This window comes from Pseudomonas sp. DSP3-2-3, assembly GCF_049898225.1.
Taxonomy (GTDB): Bacteria; Pseudomonadota; Gammaproteobacteria; order Pseudomonadales; family Pseudomonadaceae; genus Aquipseudomonas.
In genome coordinates this window covers 60,034-80,445 of the sequence record NZ_JAFCXH010000002.1, presented here as the reverse complement: position 1 = coordinate 80,445, position 20,412 = coordinate 60,034, and the positions used below count along the sequence as shown (strand labels likewise).

At 53.3% G+C, this 20,412-nt stretch carries 19 protein-coding genes and 1 pseudogene; 10 read left to right on the top strand and 10 right to left on the bottom strand.

Annotated features, from left to right (window positions below):
• Nucleotides 1-133: 133 nt before the first annotated feature.
• From ACP7E4_RS03190 to ACP7E4_RS03175, 4 genes and pseudogenes are all read left to right on the top strand, one after another.
• A complete protein-coding gene (locus ACP7E4_RS03190; protein ID WP_426111952.1) occupies nt 134-694 on the top strand; it encodes a BRO-N domain-containing protein in 561 nt (186 codons plus the stop codon).
• A 239-nt stretch (nt 695-933) separates the two neighbouring features.
• On the top strand, nt 934-1,857 hold the full coding sequence (locus ACP7E4_RS03185) for a restriction endonuclease (RefSeq protein WP_426111954.1): 924 nt from the start codon (nt 934-936) through the stop codon (nt 1,855-1,857).
• Nucleotides 1,858-1,899: 42 nt separating this feature from the next.
• A pseudogene (locus tag ACP7E4_RS03180) lies at nt 1,900-2,761 on the top strand (PDDEXK nuclease domain-containing protein).
• A gap of 116 nt (nt 2,762-2,877) precedes the next feature.
• Nucleotides 2,878-3,477 (top strand): polyribonucleotide nucleotidyltransferase, encoded by a 600-nt coding sequence (locus ACP7E4_RS03175; protein ID WP_426111956.1) that lies wholly within the window; start codon nt 2,878-2,880, stop codon nt 3,475-3,477.
• 91 nt (nt 3,478-3,568) lie between these two features.
• Here the strand turns inward: ACP7E4_RS03175 and ACP7E4_RS03170 are convergent, their stop codons facing one another.
• Both ACP7E4_RS03170 and ACP7E4_RS03165 read right to left on the bottom strand, forming a co-directional pair.
• A complete protein-coding gene (locus ACP7E4_RS03170) occupies nt 3,569-4,207 on the bottom strand; it encodes a LysE family translocator (protein WP_426111958.1) in 639 nt (212 codons plus the stop codon).
• Between the two features lie 103 nt (nt 4,208-4,310).
• A complete protein-coding gene (locus tag ACP7E4_RS03165) occupies nt 4,311-5,219 on the bottom strand; it encodes a LysR substrate-binding domain-containing protein (RefSeq protein ID WP_426111960.1) in 909 nt (302 codons plus the stop codon).
• A gap of 110 nt (nt 5,220-5,329) precedes the next feature.
• Here ACP7E4_RS03165 and ACP7E4_RS03160 point away from each other — a divergent pair, with 110 nt between their 5' ends.
• Nucleotides 5,330-6,526: an MFS transporter gene (locus ACP7E4_RS03160; RefSeq protein WP_426111962.1), complete on the top strand. Its 1,197-nt coding sequence runs from the start codon at nt 5,330-5,332 to the stop codon at nt 6,524-6,526.
• Between the two features lie 164 nt (nt 6,527-6,690).
• Complete coding sequence (locus ACP7E4_RS03155; protein ID WP_426111964.1) at nt 6,691-7,782, top strand: diguanylate cyclase; 1,092 nt, start codon at nt 6,691-6,693, stop codon at nt 7,780-7,782.
• Between the two features lie 151 nt (nt 7,783-7,933).
• Here ACP7E4_RS03155 and ACP7E4_RS03150 read toward each other — a convergent pair whose 3' ends face one another.
• From ACP7E4_RS03150 to ACP7E4_RS03115, 8 genes are all read right to left on the bottom strand, one after another.
• A complete protein-coding gene (locus ACP7E4_RS03150; RefSeq protein ID WP_426111966.1) occupies nt 7,934-8,650 on the bottom strand; it encodes a hypothetical protein in 717 nt (238 codons plus the stop codon).
• A 94-nt stretch (nt 8,651-8,744) separates the two neighbouring features.
• Nucleotides 8,745-8,957 (bottom strand): LuxR C-terminal-related transcriptional regulator, encoded by a 213-nt coding sequence (locus ACP7E4_RS03145; RefSeq protein ID WP_426112074.1) that lies wholly within the window; start codon nt 8,955-8,957, stop codon nt 8,745-8,747.
• 304 nt (nt 8,958-9,261) lie between these two features.
• Nucleotides 9,262-9,726: a VOC family protein gene (locus ACP7E4_RS03140; protein ID WP_426111968.1), complete on the bottom strand. Its 465-nt coding sequence runs from the start codon at nt 9,724-9,726 to the stop codon at nt 9,262-9,264.
• Between the two features lie 33 nt (nt 9,727-9,759).
• The gene (locus ACP7E4_RS03135) at nt 9,760-10,212 is read right to left on the bottom strand and encodes a YybH family protein (protein WP_426111970.1); all 453 of its coding nucleotides are present in this window, start codon (nt 10,210-10,212) and stop codon (nt 9,760-9,762) included.
• A 24-nt stretch (nt 10,213-10,236) separates the two neighbouring features.
• Entirely contained in the window at nt 10,237-10,608 is a 372-nt protein-coding gene (locus ACP7E4_RS03130) for a YciI family protein (RefSeq protein ID WP_341520961.1), read from the bottom strand.
• Nucleotides 10,609-10,723: 115 nt separating this feature from the next.
• Nucleotides 10,724-11,992 (bottom strand): RNA polymerase sigma factor, encoded by a 1,269-nt coding sequence (locus tag ACP7E4_RS03125; RefSeq protein ID WP_426111972.1) that lies wholly within the window; start codon nt 11,990-11,992, stop codon nt 10,724-10,726.
• Nucleotides 11,993-12,078: 86 nt separating this feature from the next.
• A complete protein-coding gene (locus ACP7E4_RS03120; RefSeq protein WP_426111974.1) occupies nt 12,079-13,389 on the bottom strand; it encodes an MFS transporter in 1,311 nt (436 codons plus the stop codon).
• 136 nt (nt 13,390-13,525) lie between these two features.
• Nucleotides 13,526-13,903 carry an NAD-binding protein gene (locus ACP7E4_RS03115; RefSeq protein ID WP_426111976.1) on the bottom strand — a complete coding sequence of 126 codons (378 nt, stop codon included), beginning with the start codon at nt 13,901-13,903 and terminating at the stop codon, nt 13,526-13,528.
• Nucleotides 13,904-14,055: 152 nt separating this feature from the next.
• Here ACP7E4_RS03115 and ACP7E4_RS03110 point away from each other — a divergent pair, with 152 nt between their 5' ends.
• The 4 genes from ACP7E4_RS03110 to ACP7E4_RS03095 are packed head-to-tail and all read left to right on the top strand — an operon-like array spanning nt 14,056 to nt 20,399.
• Nucleotides 14,056-16,227, top strand: a complete 2,172-nt coding sequence (locus tag ACP7E4_RS03110; RefSeq protein WP_426111978.1) for a hypothetical protein — start codon at nt 14,056-14,058, stop codon at nt 16,225-16,227.
• 2 nt (nt 16,228-16,229) lie between these two features.
• Nucleotides 16,230-18,410, top strand: a complete 2,181-nt coding sequence (locus ACP7E4_RS03105) for a hypothetical protein (protein ID WP_426111980.1) — start codon at nt 16,230-16,232, stop codon at nt 18,408-18,410.
• A complete protein-coding gene (locus tag ACP7E4_RS03100; RefSeq protein WP_426111982.1) occupies nt 18,397-18,957 on the top strand; it encodes a hypothetical protein in 561 nt (186 codons plus the stop codon). Before ACP7E4_RS03105 ends, ACP7E4_RS03100 begins: the two co-directional genes overlap by 14 nt.
• Nucleotides 18,954-20,399: a hypothetical protein gene (locus tag ACP7E4_RS03095; RefSeq protein ID WP_426111984.1), complete on the top strand. Its 1,446-nt coding sequence runs from the start codon at nt 18,954-18,956 to the stop codon at nt 20,397-20,399. Before ACP7E4_RS03100 ends, ACP7E4_RS03095 begins: the two co-directional genes overlap by 4 nt.
• Nucleotides 20,400-20,412 lie beyond the last annotated feature (13 nt).

The window sequence follows — 20,412 nt, the reverse complement described above, 5'->3', positions numbered from 1 at the left end:
TTCTGTATGTCGGGAGTGGACTAATACAAGACCCGCAAGGGAAATACGTCCGGCCTTGTTTCTCTGCTTTTGAGGTTTCTTAACTCCCGACGCCTATAGCCTTGCAAAGGCTGAAAATGCAGAGATCTCACAAATGCTTAACCTCGACTTACCAAGGCAACCCACAACCGAAGCCCTCCAACCCACCATCTTCCTACGCCACAACCGCCAACTGCGCACACTTCTCCTGGAATCCCAGGTCTGGTTCTGCGCCCGGGATTTCAGTCGTTTGATGGGTTGGCCGTTGAATGAGCGCACGACTCGCAAGCTGGATGACGATCAGCGTCGGGTGATGGTGTTGAGTAATCATTACGGCCCTGAGGAGGAGTTGATGGTGAGTGAGTCGGGGATTTACGAGATGTTGGTGCATCACTGTCATGCGGAGAATCGGCATTTGCGGCGCTGGATTACCAATGAGGTGGTGCCTTGTTTGCGTGACGATCGGGCGCCGGGTAATGACGGTTCGCCGAGTTTGAGTGTGTTGCAGTGGCAGGAGTTGTCGGTGTGTTTGCTGCATTGGCAGAGCGAGCCGTGGATTCGGTTGCGGGATATGCCGAGGATGTTGCCCCATGGGCAGTTGTCCGGGGATTCGGTGCGGGGTCGCGGGCGATTGCCTTGGTGGCGGGCGGTTTGGCGGGGGGTTGGGTTTGGTTGAGTCGGTTCGGCGGCGGGGTTGACGTGGAAGTGCCAACCTCTTCGCGAGCAAGCTCGCTCCCACAGATTAATTGAAGTCCGTTGGAGTGAGCGGGCTCTGCGTTTGCCGTCCGTAACGACCTCTAAGCAGGTTCCTCTAAATCACAGCATGGCTTTAGGCCTTTACTTCAAGCGGGACAATTGCGCACCATTGCCGACTCGCACAGGAAGCTTCTGCTCAGTTCGCAAAAGGCAACGGACATGTCCCGCAAAAACTCGTCAAACCTCCCCGCCCTGCTCTCGGCCGCCAGCAAATTGCCTTGGTGGCTCGGCATCGTTCTGGCCGTTGCATCGGGCTTGTATCTGCACTCGGTCGCCATTGAGCCGCTGCCGACTTATGCCGGTACGCGCCAGCTGAGCCCGATGCTGATCAATACAATCTTCAAAAGCATGGCGACGTTTGGCCAGGTTCTGCTGCCGATGTTTTTCCTCGGCGGCGCGTTGGGTTCGTTATTGGGGCGACGTAAGCGCCGCAACTTGCTGGATTCAACCGCTACACCCGGTGGCAATACGCTGCTGAGCATCAGTTGGCGCGAATTCGAATTATTGGTGGGCGAAGCACTGCGGCATCAGGGTTTCAGCGTGCAGGAAGCGGGCGGCGCCGGGCCGGATGGCGGGATTGATCTGGTGGCACGCAAGGATGGCGAAAAGTATCTGGTGCAGTGCAAGCAATGGCGTTCGGTGCAGGTTGGTGTGCCGGTGGTTCGTGAACTGTACGGCGCAATGGCGGCTGAAGGCGCTGTAGGCGGTTTCGTGATTAGCAGTGGGCGATTTACCAAAGCGGCAAAGGAATTCGCCTCGGGGCGCAATCTGAAGTTAGTGGATGGCGATTTGTTGAATCGCTGGATTGCGGATGCCAAGCGCGTCGCGCCCACGCCGATAGCAGAGCCGGTCAACCTTGAGCCTCGGGTCGAGCCGGTTATCGAGCCTGAAGTCAAAATCGCTACGCCGCCAAAGGAACAACCCGTCGAGCCCGAAGCTCCGGCCTGCCCACATTGTCGCAAAGCGATGGTCATGCGCGTCGCCCGGACCGGGGCAAATGCCGGGGGGAATTTTTGGGGTTGCTCGGCCTATCCGAAGTGTCGGGGGATTCGGGCGATATTTGCGCCGATGGTGGTTAAGTAGTCGCAGCAGCGCATTTGCTCCTACGCCAGCTGGCAATGCGGGATGTACATTTCGCGAGATCAAGATTCTTCTCTTGTCAATTTATCTGGCCAGAAGTCAGCCAGGGTTGCGTGGTTTCACCAGCCGTAACCTGTTCCGGATGCGGCAGTTTTACGAAGCCTACCGAGGCAATGAAATAGTGTCAGCACTGCTGACACAAATACCCTGGACCCAAAACCTGATCATACTCAGCCAGAGCAAGCGTCCTGAAGAGCGCGAGTTTTATCTGCGGATGGCCATCCAGGAAAAGTGGTCTAGCAGGGAGCTCGAACGACAATTCAAAGCAGCGCTGTTCGAACGTTCGATGACCCAACCTGCAAAAATCTCAGCAGTGCTGAGACAAACTCATCCCGAAGCTCTGAGCATCTTCAAAGATGCCTACATGCTGGAGTTTCTCAGCTTGCCGGGGACGCACGGCGAGGCTGATTTGCATCGTGGTTTGGTGCAACGTCTCAAGGACTTTCTCAGCGTACTGGGCCGGGACTTCTGCTTCGTGGGCTCACAGTATCCGGTGCAAGTTGGCAGTCGTGATTTTGCGCTGGATCTGCTGTTTTTCCACAGGGGCCTGAACTGTCTGGTGGCGTTCGAGCTCAAGGTCGGGCGCTTTGAGCCGGAATATCTCGGAAAATTGGGGTTTTATCTTGAAGCACTTGATCGTGACGAGCGCAAGCAGCATGAAAACCCTGCGATTGGCGTGCTGCTGTGCGCTAGCAAAGAAGATGAAGTGGTCGAGTACGCCCTGAACCGGTCGCTGTCGCCGGCACTGATTGCCGAATATCAGACTCGCTTGCCCGACAAGAAGCTGTTACAGGCCAAGCTTCACGAGTTCTACTTACTGAACACGCATTCGTCTGCGCAAAAGTAACTCCAACGTTCAATCGACGAGCGTTCGACATCCCTCCCCCCATTCAGGCAGGATGCCAGCACTTGCTGGCCTGCCATCTGTCACGCCTATTCAAATGCTCTTCATGAGGAAACCCAATGCGGTTTTTCAGCTGTAAAACCGTTCTATTCATCGCCGCCATTACCCTCGGTCTGAGCAGCGCCAGCCTTTATGCAGCGACCAGGCATCATGCGGCGCAGAAGACACAGAAGGCGCCAACGGGGCAGAAGGTTTCGATGCTGGGCGGCAAGTTTGTGTTCCGGTTGCCCAAGGAATACGTGAAGAGCCCGATGCCGGAGATCGACGCCAAGGCCAAGGCGGCCGGGGTGACGGGTTCGCTGTACATGAACAAGGGCGCCAAACGCGTGGTGATTGTGACCGAAACGCCGCTGGAATCAGGCGAGAAGGTTTCGAGCAATGATGGCCCGACGCTGGATGGCGTGATCGCTGCCACCCGTGAGCAGCAGAAGGCCAGTTACAAAGACTTCAAAGAGCTAGGCGAGAAGAAGATGGTGCGCCGGGGTCTGGGCGTGCGGCAACTGGACATTTCCGGCAGCGTCGATGGCGGCAAGGTCCTGAGCACCACCGTGACGGCTGCATCGGGTAAGCGCATGGCGATGGTCAATGTGATTTCGCTGCAGAAAGACGCCAAGGTTCATGGGGAACTGTTGAAGACGATTACTGATAACAAGAAATGAGGTCGCTGCTTTTTTGGCAGCAATTGAAGCCCTAAAAGCAGCTGATTTCCACTAAAAGTGTTTTTTAGACCAAACGTCGGTGAATCTGAATTTACGTCCTTCGCCCCTCCGCCAACATCCGCAACGCCAACCCGAACATCACCGTACCCATCAGCCATTTCTGGACCACGGCCCAGGTCGGGCGCTGGGTGAGGAACACGGCGATGGAACCTGCGCCCATGGCGATCAGGGCGTTGACGCTGAGGCTGACGGCGATCTGGCAGCTGCCGAGGATCAGCGACTGGCTCAGCACGCTGGCGCCGTTGTCCAGAGTGAGGAACTGCGGCAATAGCGAAAGATAGAGCACAGCCACTTTCGGGTTTAGCAGGTTGGTCATCAGGCCCATGAGGAACAGTTGTCGATTGCTGTCCTTGGGTAAATCCTTAACCTGAAAAGGTGAGCGGCCGCCGGGTTTGACGGCTTGCCAGCCCAGGTACAGCAAATACACTGCCCCGGCGTAACGCAGGGTGTCGTAGGCGTAAGGCACTGCCATGACCAGCCCGGTGATGCCGAACGCCGCGCAGAGCATGTAAAAAAGGAAACCGACGCCCACTCCGCTCAGGGAAATCAAACCTGCCTTGCGTCCCTGTGAGATCGATCGCGAAATCAGGTAAATCATGTTCGGTCCGGGTGTCAGAACCATGCCCAGGCAAATGAGCGAAAAAGCGATGAGGCTGGAGAGCTCTGGCATGGTGACTTCCTGTTGCCGAAAGTTGAAGGGCGCTGCGCAGTGGAGAACCGGCGAGCTGCATTGCAGCCCAAGGCTGCACGCGGGTCAATGTTCATTTCACGGGTCAGTCCACCCGCAACGCCGCCGAAAGCCAGTCAACCAGCTTGTGAACCTTGGGCAACGACTCGCGATTACGCGGCCACGCCAGGTGCAGGTCCAGGCCTTCGGTGGCCAGCTGCGGGAGGATTTCCACCAGTTCGCCGCGCTGCAGTTGTTCGGTGATCAGCCAGGTCGCCAGTTGCGCAACACCGCTGCCCGCCACAACGGCGGCGACCTGGGCTTCGGCGTCGCCGACGATGATGCGGCCGTCCATCATGCGCATTTGAATCTGTCCGGTGGCATCAACGATCAGCCACGGGCTGGTGCTGCCATAAGACTTGCCATACAGAATGCACGCGTGATCCGCCAGGTCGTCGACGGTTTGCGGCGCACCGTGACGTTGCAGATAACTCGGGGCAGCACAGAAAATCACCCGTTCGGTGCCCAGATAACGGTGCCCCAACGTTGAAGGCCAGGCCGCCGAGCCGCCGATCCTGACCGCGAGGTCGACGCCCTCCTCCAGCAAATCCACGAAACGGTCGGTGAAGGATACATGCGGCCGCAGCTTCGGATATTGTTCGGCAAATTGCAGGATCAGCGGCAAAACCTGCAACCGTCCAAAGGATGCGGGCAAATCCACACGCAGATGGCCGGCTGGCTCGGAGCGCTGCGCAGCCAGTGCGGTCTCGGCATCTTCAAGCTCGTCGAGGATACGTCTGCAAACGGCGTAGTACGCCGTACCCTCTTCGGTCAGGGAAAGACTGCGTGTGGTGCGCTCGAACAGACGCATGCCCAAGCGGCTCTCCAGGCGCGCCACACTTTTGCTGACCGCTGAGTTGGTCAGATTCAGGCGCTCTGCGGCAGCGGTGAAGCTGCCAGCGTTGGCCACGGCGACGAAGGTGACAATGCCCTTGAGGCGGTCGGTAGAAATCATGGCTGAGCGTCAATTGATGAAATAGATTCCATAGTGCCCGGAAAAACCACCAAAGATAAGAAGTCGTTTCTCTAATAACCTAGCGGCATTCTTAATTTCGGGTCTTGTTTATGCCTTCTTTTGACACTACCGCCGCCGGCACAGCCAGCGGCGAGAAATCCACCGGCGCGGGATTGTCCATTGCCATTCTGGCCTTGGCCGGCTTTGTGATCGTCACGACGGAATTCCTGATCATTGGTTTGCTGCCATCGATGGCACGGGATCTGGGCATTTCCATTTCCGACGCCGGGCTGCTGGTGACGCTGTTTGCCTTTACGGTGATGCTGTTTGGCCCGCCGCTGACTGCGATGCTCTCGCACCTGGATCGCAAACGTACCTTTGTGATCATTCTGCTGATATTCGCGGCGGCCAATGCCCTGGCGGCGGTTTCCAGCAATATCTGGGTGTTGGCACTCGCCCGCTTCATTCCGGCGCTGGCATTGCCGGTGTTCTGGGGCACCGCCAGTGAGACTGCCAGTCTGTTGGCCGGTCCCGAGCGCGCTGGCAAGGCGGTCGCTCAGGTTTATCTGGGTATTTCCGCTGCCATGCTGTTCGGCATTCCGCTGGGAACTTTGTTCGCCGATGCCGTGGGCTGGCGTGGCGCGTTCTGGGCGCTGACCGTGTTGTCGATGTTGATGGCGTTGCTGTTGTGGATCTCCATGCCATCACTGGCGCCGACCGCAAAAGTCGGGCTGGCCAAACAGGCGAAAATCCTCAGCGACCCGCGTTTCATTGCCAATCTCGTGCTGTCGATCCTGTTGTTTACGGCGATGTTCGCCGCCTACACCTATCTCGCCGATACGCTGGAGCGCATTGCGCTGGTGCCTTCCGCTCACGTGGGTTGGTGGCTGATGGGCTTTGGTGCGGTCGGCCTGATTGGTAACGGCCTCGGCGGGCGCTACGTGGATCGCAGCCCGCTGGGATCGACCATCGTTTTCGCCGTGCTGCTGGCCTTGGGCATGACCGCCAGCGTTCCCGCGGCGGGTTCGTTGCCGCTGTTGTGCGCGGTGCTGTTTGTCTGGGGCGTTGCCCACACCGCACTGTTCCCGATCTGCCAGATTCGCGTCATGAAAGCTGCGCCGCACGCCCAGGCCCTCGCCGGCACGCTCAACGTTTCAGCGGCCAATGCCGGGATTGGTCTGGGTTCGGTCATCGGCGGCATGACCATCGAACACCTTGGCTTGCACGATGTAGGGTATGTCGCAGCAGTGATTGCGGTTCTCGCCATCATTACCGCTGTACTGACGATGCGCATGAAAACCGACTAAACATGTCGCGAAAACCCTCAAACCGTCGCAAATCAACATGATTTGTGACGGTTTTTTTAATTATGGCGAAAGGCCCTTCCCATAACCGGCGCCGGAGGCTCAAACTCCGGTCTTTCGGTCTTGTTCAAGGTTTCAGGCCGGTCAACAGTACACCGGTGAACGTGATGAAGAATTACGAAGGCAAAGGATTGTCGTTTGCCAAGCGCATCTATTGGTCACGCAGTGTTGGCGTAAGCATCGGTTGCTTCAGCGTCGCGGCCACGCTCTATCCCTTGCATCCGCCGACCTGGATCTGGGTGTTGATGGCCTGCAACGTTCTGGCCTGGCCCCACATTGCGCTGAGGCTGGCAACACGCTCCCCTGAGCCCTATTACGCGGAACGCCGCAACATCCTTTGCGACTCTATCGCTGGCGGCTTCTGGGCTGCGGCCATGGGTTTCAGCCCGCTGCCAACGGTCACCGTTCTGGCGATGATGGGGATGCACAACGTCGCAGCGGGCGGCCAACGGTTGTTTCTGCTGGGTTGCCTCGCCCAGACCTTCGGCGCACTGATCGCCATGCTGTTGGTTTTCCCCTCGTTCGTACCTGAAAGCACCGCGCTGCAAATCTACGCCTGCCTGCCGGTATTGGTGATTTATCCGTTGTTCGTAGGCTATTCCAGCTACCGGCTTGCGCTGAAACTGAGCGAACACAAACACATCCTTGGCAAACTCAGCCGTACCGATAGCCTGACCGGCTTGATCAACCACGGCTCGTGGAAGGATCTGCTGCAGATCGAGTTCGGCAATTGTCAGACGCTGGCACGCCAGACCACCGTCGCGCTGATCGATATTGACCACTTCAAGCAAATCAACGATACCCACGGCCATATCTCCGGCGATGCAGTGCTCAAGCAGATGAGCGCCGCACTGGTTGCCAACCTGCGCGAATGCGATCTGGCGGGGCGCTATGGTGGCGATGAATTCTGCGTGATCCTGCCCAACACCAGCGAGACCCTGGCTCGGGAAATTCTGGAGCGGCTCAATCACGAAGTCTCCAATTATCGCGACAGCGTGCTACCGGACCTTCACATCAGCCTGAGCATCGGCATTGCGACCTATCAGCCTTACCTGATCGATGCAGCTGCCTGGCTCAATGAAGCCGACAAGGCGCTGTACGTCGCCAAGACCACAGGCCGCAATCGAATCTGCGCCGCAGAACCCGCGTTAGCTGCCAATGACGAGCCAGAACTGGATATGGAAGCTTCAGCGTCCTGAACCCCAAAATCACAAATCCGTTGGAGCGAGGCTTGCCCGCGAATCGGCCGGTACATCCTGTCTATAACTTATTTACATCAGACATTACACCTTCGCGGGCAAGCCTCGTTCCAACAAGTATCATCGCCTCTTATATATATCGCCGAACATATCAGCAAGACCGTTTATTAACTGTAGATATATTCTCCAATAGCCATTCCGGCGCGTGTTCTTCAAGGAGCTTGCTGATCGGTTCATCCAGTTCGAGCGTACCGTAGAGAACTTCTTCCCGATCCAGGTGTGTCTGCTGAACCTGACGATAATCGGCCGGGTAGATGCTCTGTTCGATGGGCAGCAGGCGATCAAAATGTTCGAGCAATCCCTGGAATACAAAGCGACGCTCGACAGTATTGACCGTGGTCGCGATGAGTCTGAAAAAGAACTGGGCGTCTAGTTGTCGCAAGGCTTCAGACGCGGCATAACGTTCGGCCAGAGTGTAAGGCGCGCCCTCGTCGAAGACCACACAACACAGGAGCTCGCGAGTATTACCACTGAACGGATTATCGCAAGCGGTGCATCTTTCATGCTGCCCAAGAACGAAACGGACTGCATGCTCGGCCAACTCCATGCGTTCGCCATCCTCCAGTTCCAGTACGTCCTCCAGCAAAGGGGCCTGTCTGCCGAGGCGCGCGATTTGTCGGCCGAAGTTCATCAGCAATCCCCGCGGCCCCAGCAATTGCGCCTGCTGATCACTCAGTAGGGCATTTGACAGCGCCGATTGCCTGGCCGCCAATTTATGGAATGCATGAAGATCTCCCCGGCCTTCATGCAGATAATGCCCAAACAGGCACCGTAATGAACCGTCTTCCTTGATAAACGAAACGCTCATGAATCACTCCCTAACCTAAACAGAACTTTTGTTATTGTGTTGTGCAGCGTTATCGTCCCTGGACCGGGATCTATTGTGTACTTTCACTCTCGCGCTATCCGCAGCTATCAAACTTGCTCCACATGGCCGCGTACCGGTGCAAAGCCATGAGTTCCACCCGTCTGCGGACGCTATGCTTTTTCAATAGAGAAGAAACATGATCGCGCGCGGTATAAGCACTTATCTGTAGATGACCGGCAATTTGTTTGTTGGTAAATCCCTGCAGTAGCAGACTCAAGACTTCCCTCTCGCGACCTGTCATCTCCATGATGTACCTTTTTGCAATTAATTTGCTCGACGGGTGAAAGGTAGGATCAATCCATAAAACAATCATTTGCAGCGAATAGTCCTACAACCAGTTCGGAAAGTCTAAACTCACGACTTACACACCGTGAACAAAACCGCTACCAGACGTGTAGGCGGCGAGATTAAACGCGCGAAATGATAATTACAATCATCTGTAATAAATAAATTCGGCAATGAAATTTCTTACACGACACATTGAAAACTACATGTTAGAAACAGGAAACAGCCCGCAACTTGAATAGAAACGGGCTGACAGATATCAGACTTCAACTCTGCTTGAACATCTCTTCCGCGCGCTTGCGAATCTCGTCGGGGGTCAGATCCTGCTTGTGGGTCGCAATAAACCAACAGTGCCCGTAGGGATCTTTCAGGGTGCCGGTCCGGTCGCCGTAAAACATGTCGGCCACCGGCGTCAGTGATTCTGCACCCGCTTGAACGGCTCGCTGGTAGACAGCATCGGCGTCGTCGACATACAGATGCAGCCCGAACGGCGGTTTGCCGGCTTTATCCGGGCTTCCCAGCGCGCCCTGCTCGCAAGGCTCGGACAGCATCAACATGGAACTGCCAATGCGCAGTGCGGCATGGCCGACGCGGCCGTCGGGCGTATCGAGGCGAAAATCCTCGGTAGCACCGAACGCTTTCTTATAAAACTCGATGGCCTGAGCGGCTTCCTTGACGCCCAGATAAACCGTCAGGCTGTGATAGCCCTCAGGTTTGGCTTTAACACTCATTTTTGTTCTCCTCTGTGTGTGGCAAGGTGTTCATCAAGGCTTCAGATCGAACAGCGCCTTGCCGCTTTCCATGTCGAACGGTGCTGAAAAATGCTCGTGCACCGCTTTCCATTCACCGTTGATGCGCCGATAACCCGCGCTCGCCCGCATCCAGGATGATTTCTGCTCGCCCTTGTCATCGGTCCCGCCGCAACTGCACAGCCAGTGGGCGAAAGCGAGATCGTCATCCGCGTAAATCAGCAGATCCCGCGGCTCGAAGAGCATCGCCCCTTCGCACATGCCCAGGCAAAACTCCCAGTGTTTGCGGTAGGCCTCGGCGCCTTTGAATTGCAACTGAATGATCGCGTCATAAGCGACGATGTCAGGCGCGTAATAGGCCATGATCCGATCCAGATCCTTGTCCCGCACCGCAGCGGTCCATTGTTTGATTAGCGCACCGATAGCCTCGGTGGCGCTCTGGGTATCCAGGTGGGTAGCAGCTTTCATGACGTTCTCCTGTGGTCGTTGCGCTCAGCGGCTTGCGGCCTGAGCAGACTGCTGCAAATTCAGGGTTCGAACCGGGCGCACTTCGACACTGCCCACACGCGCAGCCGGAATATGCGCCGCGATATGTAGGGCGTCGTTAAGGTCCTTGGCATCGATCAGGTAGAAACCGGCCAATTGTTCCTTGGTTTCGGCAAATGGCCCGTCGGTGATCCGCACTTTGCCGTTGCGCATGCGCACGGTGGTTGCGGTCTGCACCGACTCCAACGGCTCGGCGGCCAGCATGTGGCCGCTGGCGTGGACCGATTCGGCATAGGCGAAACACTCGTCATCACGCGGACTGTCCGGATGCGTATGCAGGATCTGTTCGTTGCTGTAGATCAGGCAAAGGTATTTCATGGCGTCCTCCATTACGGGCGTTCTGCCCTATGCACTGGATTAGTCGTACAACCCCAGCGGAAATCGACAGGGTCAGCAGCTGAATTTTCGGCGCCGACAAACGGTTACAGATGACTCAGGCTTGAGATTCAAGTTCGTGCAGACGCCCTTCGAGAAACTGCCGGTCGACGCTTTGCCGGGACTTTTCGATGGCCATGCGATATGCCTTGCGCGCTTCATCGAGGTGGCCTGCGCGCCGGCACAAATCAGCCTTCGCCGACCAGGCCAGGTGGTAGTCACGCAGTTCCTCACGATTGAGCAGCGCATTGATCAGCGCCAGGCCTGCCTGCGGGCCGCGCAGCATGGCAATCGCAACCGCTCGATTAAGCTCGACCACCACCGAGTCGGTGAGGCGCAGCAATACGTCATAAAGTCCGACGATTTGCGCCCAGTCGGTAAGCTCGGCGCTGGACGCCTCGGCATGCACCGCGGCGATTGCCGCCTGTACGCTGTAGACGCCGTGCCGCCCGGAACGCAGGGCTTGCTCGACCAACGTTTCGCCCTCGTCAATCATCGGCCGATCCCACAGGCTGCGATCCTGCCGCTCCAGGATCACCGGTTCGCCGCTGGCCGTCATACGCGCGGGACGCCGCGCCTCGTTGAGCAGCATCAACGCCAGCAAGCCCGCAACTTCCGGTTCTGGCAGCAGATCCAGCAACAGCCGCCCCAGGCGAATCGCTTCGCTGGACAGGTCATTGCGGGTCAATTGATCACCGGACGAGGCGAAATAACCCTCGTTGAACACCAGATAAACCACGCGCAGCACGGCATCCAGGCGTTCGGGCAGTTCGGCGAAGGACGGCACTTCATAGGGAATGTGCGCGTCAAGAATCTTGTTTTTGGCTCGCACGATGCGTTGCGCCACAGTGGACGGCTTGGTCAGGAAGGCTCGGGCGATTTCTTCAGTGGTCAGGTCGCAGACTTCACGCAGGGTCAGCGCGACCTGAGCGTCGTCGGTCAAGGCCGGATGGCAACAAATGAAAATCAGCCGCAGCCGGTCGTCTTCGACACTGTCCAGATCGGGTGTCTGCACCTGGTCTTCCAGCTCCCGGGCCATCTGGATCAACGAGGCATTGAAACGCGAGCGACGGCGCAGGCTGTCGATGGCCTTGAAGCGCCCCGCCGATATCAGCCATGCCCGGGGACTTTGTGGCACGCCGGTTTGCGGCCACTGCTCGACCGCCGCGATGAATGCGTCCTGCAAGGCTTCCTCGGCCAGTTCGAAATTGCCCAGCAGGCGGATCAGCGTGGCCAGAACCCGACGGGACTCTTGACGGTAGAGGTTCTCGACTTCGGCGTTGATGGTTCGCGTGTTTTTATTATTGTGCTCACGATGCTGCTTCATGCCTGACTCTCGCTTGGCGTACGAGAGAGCGTAGCCTGCGCGGCATCAGCGTGATTGCCGCTCCAGACCAAATGCACACACCAGGCTTAACGCCCCGCCAGTACCGCGTCGACCTGCACGCCTCGGCGCAGGCCGTACACTGCTGCGGTCAACACGCCTGCGGTGCCCATCACCGCGCAGTAGACGACGCACACCCATGGGCTCCAGGGCATCAGCGCGATCAGCATCAAGGGCGTGGTGCTCGCCCAAAGCGCATAGGCGATGTTGTAGGTGAATGAGATACCGGAAACGCGAATTTTCACCGGGAACAGCCCGACCATGACCGAAGGCACCACACCGACAATGCCGCAGGCCAGACCGGCGATGGCATAGGCGATGCCCGGCGTAAGCCACTCACCGATCAGGCTGGCATATAACGAAGCGATGCCCAGCGGCAGTAACAGGCTGTAAAGCATCACGCCGCGCCACGCGCCGATTCGGTCCACCAGCAGACCCGCCAGCACGCAACCGATATTGAGAAACACGATGCCCAGGCTGCTCAACGCGAAGGTGTGGCTGGCGCTCATGCCAAACCGCTGCTGCATGACCGTGGGCGTGATGACCACCAGCACAACTACGGCGGAGGTCAGCACGCAGGTCAGCAAGACCGCCGGCAGCAAGGACTGGCGATGCTCGCGCAATACCGCCTTCAACGGGAATTCCGCCATTTCGCTGCGCTGCGCATGCAGAGCCATGAACACCGGCGTTTCGCTCAACCAACGGCGCAACCAGACGCCAAAGATGCCGAACACACCACCCAGGAGGAACGGAATGCGCCAGGCGTAATCGAGGATTTCCGCAGGCGAGAAGACTTTCGCCAGCCACGTGGCCACCAGTGCTCCCAACAGATAACCAAAGGTCAGCCCCGCTTGCAGCACGCCCAAGGCATAACCGCGATGCCCCGGCGGCGCATGTTCAGCAACGAAGACCCAGGCACTGGGCACTTCGCCGCCCACCGCCGCGCCTTGCAGAATGCGGAAACCGAGCAGGATCAATGGCGCCCAATAGCCAATGTGCGCGTAGGTGGGCATCAGGCCGATCAACAGGCACGGCAGCGCCATCATCAGAATGCTCAGGCTGAACACTCGTTTGCGCCCAAGCCTGTCCGCGAAGTGCGCCATCAGGATGCCGCCCAACGGCCGGGCCAGATAGCCGGTGACGAAAATGCCGAAGCTTTGCAGCAGACGCAGCCATTCGGGCATTTCCGGCGGGAAAAACAGTTGGCTGAGGGTCAGCGCAAAGAACACGAAGATAATGAAGTCATAAATTTCCAGCGCCCCGCCCAACGCCGCAAGGCCCAGGGTTTTGTAGTCAGCGCGCGACAGCGGCTGGGGACGTGATCGGACAATGGCCGTCATAGAGAACCCGAAACGGTGGAAGACATGGGGGCGACATCAGGTCGCAGGGCGCGAAGAATAGCAAACTCACGCGCGATGAGTTTGTCACTGCATCGCGCGTGAGCTCAGGCGGCGATATTACCGCCCTGAGCCTGAATCAATTGCGTCCGGCGCGGCGTTCGGCTACCTGACCCAGGACGGCCAGATCCATGTGACCTTCATCGTTGGCCTGAGCATCGAGCAGACTGCCGTACACCACGTTGGCCACGGGCAACGGCACCGCCACATGCTCGGCTGCCGCCAATGCCAGGCTGATGTCCTTGAGCCCCAATGAAGCTTTGAACAAGGCCGGTTCATAACGACGCTCGGCGATCATGCCGCCATAGCCTTGATAGACCGGACCGGGGAAGATGCTGCCGGAAATCAGCTCGATCAGCGTAGCGGGTTCGATCCCGTACGCATCCACCAGCACCGCCGCTTCGCCCATGGTTTCGATGGCAGACGCAAGCATGAAATTGACCGCCAGCTTCAGCATATTCGTTTTCTAGACACAGTCCTGATATCAAATGATTTTTATCATGTTTAACAAATGGTTATATGAATGTTGAGTCTATTTTTGAACCTGTAATTTGACACCAAGCAGAAGCCAGCTACCGTTACGTCAGCGGCCTCCCTCGGATGAACTTTGTGAAGATACCTAATATCACCTACAAATTCTCAGATCAGGGTACCGTTGTTTTCACGACCCAAAATCCACGAACTAAGAAAGGTCGCATTGAGGTCACAATAACTATCCCCGACAATGTCGAATGGGCAGAACTTGAGCCAATCTGCGACGGGATGGTCGCTCGATGTCAAGGCTTAGCTTTACTGACAGGACAGTCGTATATTATCTGCTTGAAATACATTTTCTTTTTTATAAGCGAAGAAAACAAATCGATTCCCGGAGATGGAAGCACTGAGTGGAAGCGATTTATCGTAGACAATTTCATTCATCATTTTTCGGACAGCCACCATCAAGACGTGGAAGAGGAGTCGATAGTCAAAACGAAGAGCAAGTACGAAACTCGGCGCGCCAACTGGAGGCTTATTGCCGGTCTGTACAAGAAACTGAAGCAGTTGAAAATAATACCGAGCAACGTGATTATCCCCAGAGCTACACCGAAACGACCTAAGCTAGGTAACGCGACCGTCCCATTGGGCTATCAGCAGACCCTAAGCGCGCTTATCGAGCCGGACGAACCCTGGCCAAAATCGTATCTGATTGATCGAACCATTGGACTTTCCAATGAAGAATTCTTCGACGCGATAAGAACAAAGCTCATCCAAGCGACCAACTCAACTATTGAAGGTTGCGTGGAGTATTGGGAAAAGATGAAAGCCGTTCATCAACTTGGTAAGTGTTTGATAGCAGCAATCACTGAAGAGCAAATCGAGGCTGTTATTGCCAGCGGGGTTTACTACAAGAACGGCAAACATTTAGCCGACCCTGACTCTGCCCAGGGGTTCAGCTGGTTTCTTGCTACTATAAACTATTATTTTCGCAACACCGACCAATTGAAGGCAGTCAACTATACGGATATGATGAATATCCCGTTTTTACGCCCTATAGTAAACAATCACAACATTCAAATCCGCATCAATCAAGAGATCAAAAAGCTGACAGCCGAATCAAGCAATATTCAGCTTAATACTAATGAAGCTTTGAACCGCTTGCTCGGATTTTTCTCGGCTAGGGATTGTGCAGCGGCATGCATGGTCTTGATCAAGGAGAACCCGCGTTTTACTTCAATGTCCCTCCAACAAGCTGACTTGTTGATGCCGAACGGGGTACCGTACATATTCTCCAATGCGGACAATAGCAAAACATTCTTTGGAATCAGTAAACCTAGGGCAAGTGCTCGCAAAATATCGTTGCTTCCAGCGCTAAGTGAAAGCATCTTCAACGATGTTCTTGCATGCACTGAATGCTTGCGCTCAAAGCTATTGAAAGCTGGCAACATTAATTACAGAAAGTTGTTCTTAACTTCGACCGATCAAGGAATTGGAAATCCGACCAGTATAGCCAGGAATGTAAGCGGTGCAGGGGTAGGCAGATCATTGTTCGAAGAACTGGGTCGCTTCGTGAAAGAAGGGCAGATATTAAGATCTAGCTTTACCCTTCCGGCCATGAGAGCGACGCAAGGAATTCTGGAGTTTCTGCACACTGGGAGCTTACATGCGGTAAGTGATAAGCTGGGCAACACAATTGATGTGGTGAGAAGCAGTTACGTCCCAAGATGGCTTTTAGAGCGGTGGGTCGTGCGCCTAATTCGGGTATTTCAGCAGAAGCTGATAATTGTATCAGCCCATAGCGATCCCTGGTTGTTTGCAGCCACCGATTTCTTGACTGAGGGACAATTGCTCAAGTTCATAATAAAAACAGTGACGGAAAGTACTGGACAAGATGCATTCTCACGGATGATTAGAGATAAGCTCGGCCCGAAGGTATTGGGTCACACAGAGGTGTTCGAGCCTCTAGCCGTGCGAAATATGACCCTGAAGTTGACTCCAACATCTCTTGCATTGATATATGCATACGCGGATGGAGTTAATTCCATGGATCAAAACTTAAGATACGTTAAGGACATCGAATCCGGACTCAGTGCTGACTCGATCAACCTACTCGCCTGTATAATGAAAACTGCTGCCAGTGACAATTGTGAGGAACATATTAATTGGTCAATCAGGAATAACCTTCAAGGCGACTCAGTTGCTGAACTAAGGGACTGTCATAAGCTTGCACTGGCGCAAGTCGGTACTTTCAAGACTACAATCAAAGCTTTCAGGTTGAGTACACGCACCTGCGGAGGCAACTGAGCATGTCGCAGAACAGCACAAAAGTCTCCAATCCCAGGGAGCATGCCCGGCTTTTACGAGAGCAAGCGTTGCAACTACTGGAAGAACCGTCTACTGACTTTGAAGCATCTTGGCTACTCCAAGGCGGTATCGGCAGTCACACCTGGTTGGTACATATTCCCGGAGAGTCACCAATCGAACTTTCATTCTCACACTTACTTCCGGATAAAACTAACCTTATAGAGCTAGAAAACAGTAAGTTGCTAACCACGATCCAGCATTTCGCTTTTAACATGCGCTCTGGATATGTCAGTACTGACATCGGCCCGAACCGCTGGTTAGAATGTGTGGCGTGGGTAACTAATCTGGCTAGTTACCTAACCTTACACACAGAAATATACGATGTAAAGAATTACGGATTTGGCCAGCTGGACAAAAATGGGTGTGAAGTTTTACTTGAGGATATTAGCTTAGGAAGCTGGGGGCGCGCGCTTTTACACCAAGAGCGAATTCTCGACATATTTCATGAAGCCGTGTCCGGAACTAAAGCGCCAGTTGATATGATTGAAAATCCTTTTCTCCTCTCCGAGGAATTCATAAGCAGCGTAGTAAATTATCTACAGCTGAACCAACTTTACACCGACTCAAATCTGAATCAAGGGGCAACCAGCACAGGACTGGTTTCAAGGACATTTTTGGCGGAGCTACTAGGTTGCCACCCTAGTGCATTTCAACATCTGAATATGCGTGCGTTTCTTCGGCAGTTTGAGCCCACCTTGAAGCACGAGTATCTATTATTAGAAGCCAATCGGCGTGGTGCGAATCACGCCTCGCATAAAACCGCGCTCGTTGCCGACACACTTGAACATACCATCGGCGTCAAAGCTTTCACAAATCATGTAATTATTCTAAAGCACTTTCTTTCCGCTCACTCTAGTTTTCCAGATGAAATTCCTAAAGTCTGTATCGATGAAAAGGATCTTTCACTCGGAAACAGGGCGCGGCTTCGGAAGGCGGGCCATACGGAAAAAATACCTTTAACTACTGGCATTAGAGGAATTAGCGCATCGATCAAATGGGTGATGGTCTATGGAGACGCCCTTGTCGATTCTATTATTTACTACACTCAGCAATCGTTAAGAATAAACATGGACGGCTCGCCTTACAGTCACAAACACAGAGCCAAACACAAAGATTTCCTCACCACAATTGATAATTTCATGTCGACCCCTTACGAGGAACTTCCTTCTTTCCCTTTGGGCGCGGCTCTTCATATTACTACCCTAAATCCTCAATCCCGATCCTCCGACCCGGCGGAAGGAGTTTCTTTTATCCATGTCATGCAGTCTTTTATAGGCGCTTGCACAGTGATGATCGCGTCGATGAAGCCAATGAGAGAAGGAGAAATCTCCAGCTTAGAAAGGATCTGCCTCGATATAGACACCGTTGATGGCGGAGCGTTTATGACTCACGAAAACAAAAAAAGCGGCTCCATGGGGCTAAATGATGACATTCGTCGTCCCATACCCTACGTGACAGCTCGTGCAATTCAGCTTCTTCAAAGGCTTGGAACGGCGCTAACGAAAATTTATGGTGATGATTCTGAATATGCTTCCAAGTTATTCTATTTCCCATCTGCTGTAGGTTTCACTAAGCCCTCCGGCAAGGGGCTAGACTTTCGCATCGACAAATGCGTCAAAGCGTTTTGTGATCAGATAAGCCTTCCTATCGATAAATTTGGTCGCCGGTGGTATATACGTAAACATGAGCTCAGAAAATTTTTTATCATCACTATGCACCAACATGCAGAGATGAGTTCGAATGAAGCATTAAGGCATCAAGCTGGCCACTTAGCTTTTGACAGCCTCGGAAAATATTTAGCCGGAGAACTACCACGGGATGAAATTTGTCAATATGAGGCCGAATGTATAGATGAGAAATTAATCAAGCTAGAGCAGGGTCTTTTGAACCGTAACGAAAATAGCGGTCTGGCGGCATTGTATGATGACGTATCCAAAATGTTCGGTGTTAGATCGGTAAAATCTAGGAATAAAAGACAGTATTTCAATCTTCTTCAAAAGTTGTTATATGCCAAAGATATCATGATAATCACTTACACCATTCATGCTGAAAATTTCGACGGGGAAGTTTGGGATACGGATATAGCAATTAAATACGGGAATAAGTCAGATGAAAAATTCTAGTTATGAAAACGTCAGTCAACGCTGTGTGTGGCTTTTCGAAGTGAAAAACGAGCCCATTCAAATCTCCAGCATTTATGTGGATCAATTAAAATCAATGAAGGAATTTGCAAAGCTTTTCGTGCAAGGTAAGTTTAGTACGTTATCTTACAATACAATGAGAGCCGCAGCGATAAACTCCACGCCGAACGGCGAATTCAAATACAGCTTCAAAAATAACTGGGAGTTACTTTCTCACCTACGAGCAGACGCATTCAACACTATCAATGAATCACGAAGAAATTTAAACTCAAAACCTACTAAACTTGAGAGTAATGAAATTGAGAAACAGGCATTGCTACACGCTCATATCTGTTCTACGGCATACTTAGAAATTTATAGGTTTTTAGACACCCTTGCTAACAACGACCTGTCGCTGAGCGCAAAAACGAGAAAAACTTTAGATAATTTTACATCGCAGTCAATGATAAAATACAGAGCTATCTTCTCGGCAGAGAATGCCACTAGCATCCCACTTCTGACCTTGGTTAAAGGCGGCAAAAAAAAATGAGTCAAAAACTTTATCGTCAGCTTGATCATGTTTGTATCCCATACAGTGTCAGCCCCAGTGGAAACGGTAGACTCAGGACACGAACCATAGAGCAATTGGTTCTGTTTTTTTGGCCCAACGGCAAACCGTGCTCTGCGGTAAATGCTTGGCTAATGGCTATATCGCGGAAATCAACTGGGCTTGAGTCTAGCAAGACCGCGGCAGTTGAGATAACACACTTGGTCAGGTACTGCTGGAGCAAAGCTATTGAGTTCGGCGACATCACAGACGCTGACTTGTATGATCTAGCCCAAGCATTGCGTGATCAAAGGAAGCTAAAAAATGGCGTGTTATCCAAAGCCAGGGAGGAAAACCAGATACATCAAGTTATGTCAAGGTCGCTTGACTTCATAATTTGGCATGACCGCAACGTAAGACCTTATCAAGTTGCCTCAATCATTGGTGAGGAAGGTAGTGGCGCCCAAATAACTGTGGAGATAGCGTACAACGTTCGCACCGGACGGCCTTACTACTCTCATTCGTCTATTCCACATAGAAGAGAAACCCTTGGAGATAAACACCCAATGCCCGACGCTTTCATCACTGATATCGAAAATCAAATATATCGTAGAAGCACAGAAGAATTTGAAGAATCGAATCTGGATTCACTCTCGACCAATAAGAGAGTGAGATTAGCACAAAGATATTATATATATGAACGACGTATGTTTATGATCTGGATCATGAAGCTGACGGGACTACGACCGGAAGAAATGCATAGGATTTCCTTACAACTTAATTCAAATGTCGAAGCTGACTTATGCATAATGCTACCGACGATGAAGAAACGGCAGCAACCTCCCCCACTGCGACGGTTCAATATTAACCTTGATGATGCGATCACATTCACCAGATATTTGGATGCACGAATTGATTTCCTCAATATTCTTAAAGATTGCGAAATTACGGTTGGTGAGCCGCCGTGCTTGTTTCTAGGAGAAAAAGGAACACCCATTCTCAAGGCATCTTTGGCGACTGATTTTAAAAGACTTGCTTTAGGTGCTAACCTTACAAACATCAAGGTATGCCTTTCCATGTTTCGACATCGCTTCATCACTCAACATCTCAGCTATGAAATCTACCGAGAAATGAAAAATGATATCAAGCTGATGGATGTATATCCTGAGTCGGTTCGGGATAAAGCTTATTTAACCGTATCCAAATTAACCGGCACTAGACCCACTTCCCTGAACCATTACTTCCATGATGCGCACAGCCTAGCTCTAGATTTAATGCGCAGCCAGAGGGACGTCAACGACATGAGGTCATTCAACTCTAAAATGGAAACGTTGCTTCGATTAAAGCATGACGTAAAGCGAAGCGATCAATCAGAAATTATAGATGACATTGAAAGAATCATGGACAAGTGGGAAAAGCTCAAGACCAAAAACGTTGATATATGAGCTGCAAACTACT

What these genes read in the sequence shown, in the direction of transcription:
- ACP7E4_RS03190 (WP_426111952.1), top strand. Translation starts at nt 134, where the DNA reads ATGCTTAACCTCGACTTACCAAGGCAACCCACAACCGAAGCCCTCCAA.
- ACP7E4_RS03185 (WP_426111954.1), top strand. Translation starts at nt 934, where the DNA reads ATGTCCCGCAAAAACTCGTCAAACCTCCCCGCCCTGCTCTCGGCCGCC.
- ACP7E4_RS03175 (WP_426111956.1), top strand. Translation starts at nt 2,878, where the DNA reads ATGCGGTTTTTCAGCTGTAAAACCGTTCTATTCATCGCCGCCATTACC.
- ACP7E4_RS03170 (WP_426111958.1), bottom strand. Translation starts at nt 4,207, where the DNA reads ATGCCAGAGCTCTCCAGCCTCATCGCTTTTTCGCTCATTTGCCTGGGC.
- ACP7E4_RS03165 (WP_426111960.1), bottom strand. Translation starts at nt 5,219, where the DNA reads ATGATTTCTACCGACCGCCTCAAGGGCATTGTCACCTTCGTCGCCGTG.
- ACP7E4_RS03160 (WP_426111962.1), top strand. Translation starts at nt 5,330, where the DNA reads ATGCCTTCTTTTGACACTACCGCCGCCGGCACAGCCAGCGGCGAGAAA.
- ACP7E4_RS03155 (WP_426111964.1), top strand. Translation starts at nt 6,691, where the DNA reads ATGAAGAATTACGAAGGCAAAGGATTGTCGTTTGCCAAGCGCATCTAT.
- ACP7E4_RS03150 (WP_426111966.1), bottom strand. Translation starts at nt 8,650, where the DNA reads ATGAGCGTTTCGTTTATCAAGGAAGACGGTTCATTACGGTGCCTGTTT.
- ACP7E4_RS03145 (WP_426112074.1), bottom strand. Translation starts at nt 8,957, where the DNA reads ATGGAGATGACAGGTCGCGAGAGGGAAGTCTTGAGTCTGCTACTGCAG.
- ACP7E4_RS03140 (WP_426111968.1), bottom strand. Translation starts at nt 9,726, where the DNA reads ATGAGTGTTAAAGCCAAACCTGAGGGCTATCACAGCCTGACGGTTTAT.
- ACP7E4_RS03135 (WP_426111970.1), bottom strand. Translation starts at nt 10,212, where the DNA reads ATGAAAGCTGCTACCCACCTGGATACCCAGAGCGCCACCGAGGCTATC.
- ACP7E4_RS03130 (WP_341520961.1), bottom strand. Translation starts at nt 10,608, where the DNA reads ATGAAATACCTTTGCCTGATCTACAGCAACGAACAGATCCTGCATACG.
- ACP7E4_RS03125 (WP_426111972.1), bottom strand. Translation starts at nt 11,992, where the DNA reads ATGAAGCAGCATCGTGAGCACAATAATAAAAACACGCGAACCATCAAC.
- ACP7E4_RS03120 (WP_426111974.1), bottom strand. Translation starts at nt 13,389, where the DNA reads ATGACGGCCATTGTCCGATCACGTCCCCAGCCGCTGTCGCGCGCTGAC.
- ACP7E4_RS03115 (WP_426111976.1), bottom strand. Translation starts at nt 13,903, where the DNA reads ATGCTGAAGCTGGCGGTCAATTTCATGCTTGCGTCTGCCATCGAAACC.
- ACP7E4_RS03105 (WP_426111980.1), top strand. Translation starts at nt 16,230, where the DNA reads ATGTCGCAGAACAGCACAAAAGTCTCCAATCCCAGGGAGCATGCCCGG.
- ACP7E4_RS03100 (WP_426111982.1), top strand. Translation starts at nt 18,397, where the DNA reads ATGAAAAATTCTAGTTATGAAAACGTCAGTCAACGCTGTGTGTGGCTT.
- ACP7E4_RS03095 (WP_426111984.1), top strand. Translation starts at nt 18,954, where the DNA reads ATGAGTCAAAAACTTTATCGTCAGCTTGATCATGTTTGTATCCCATAC.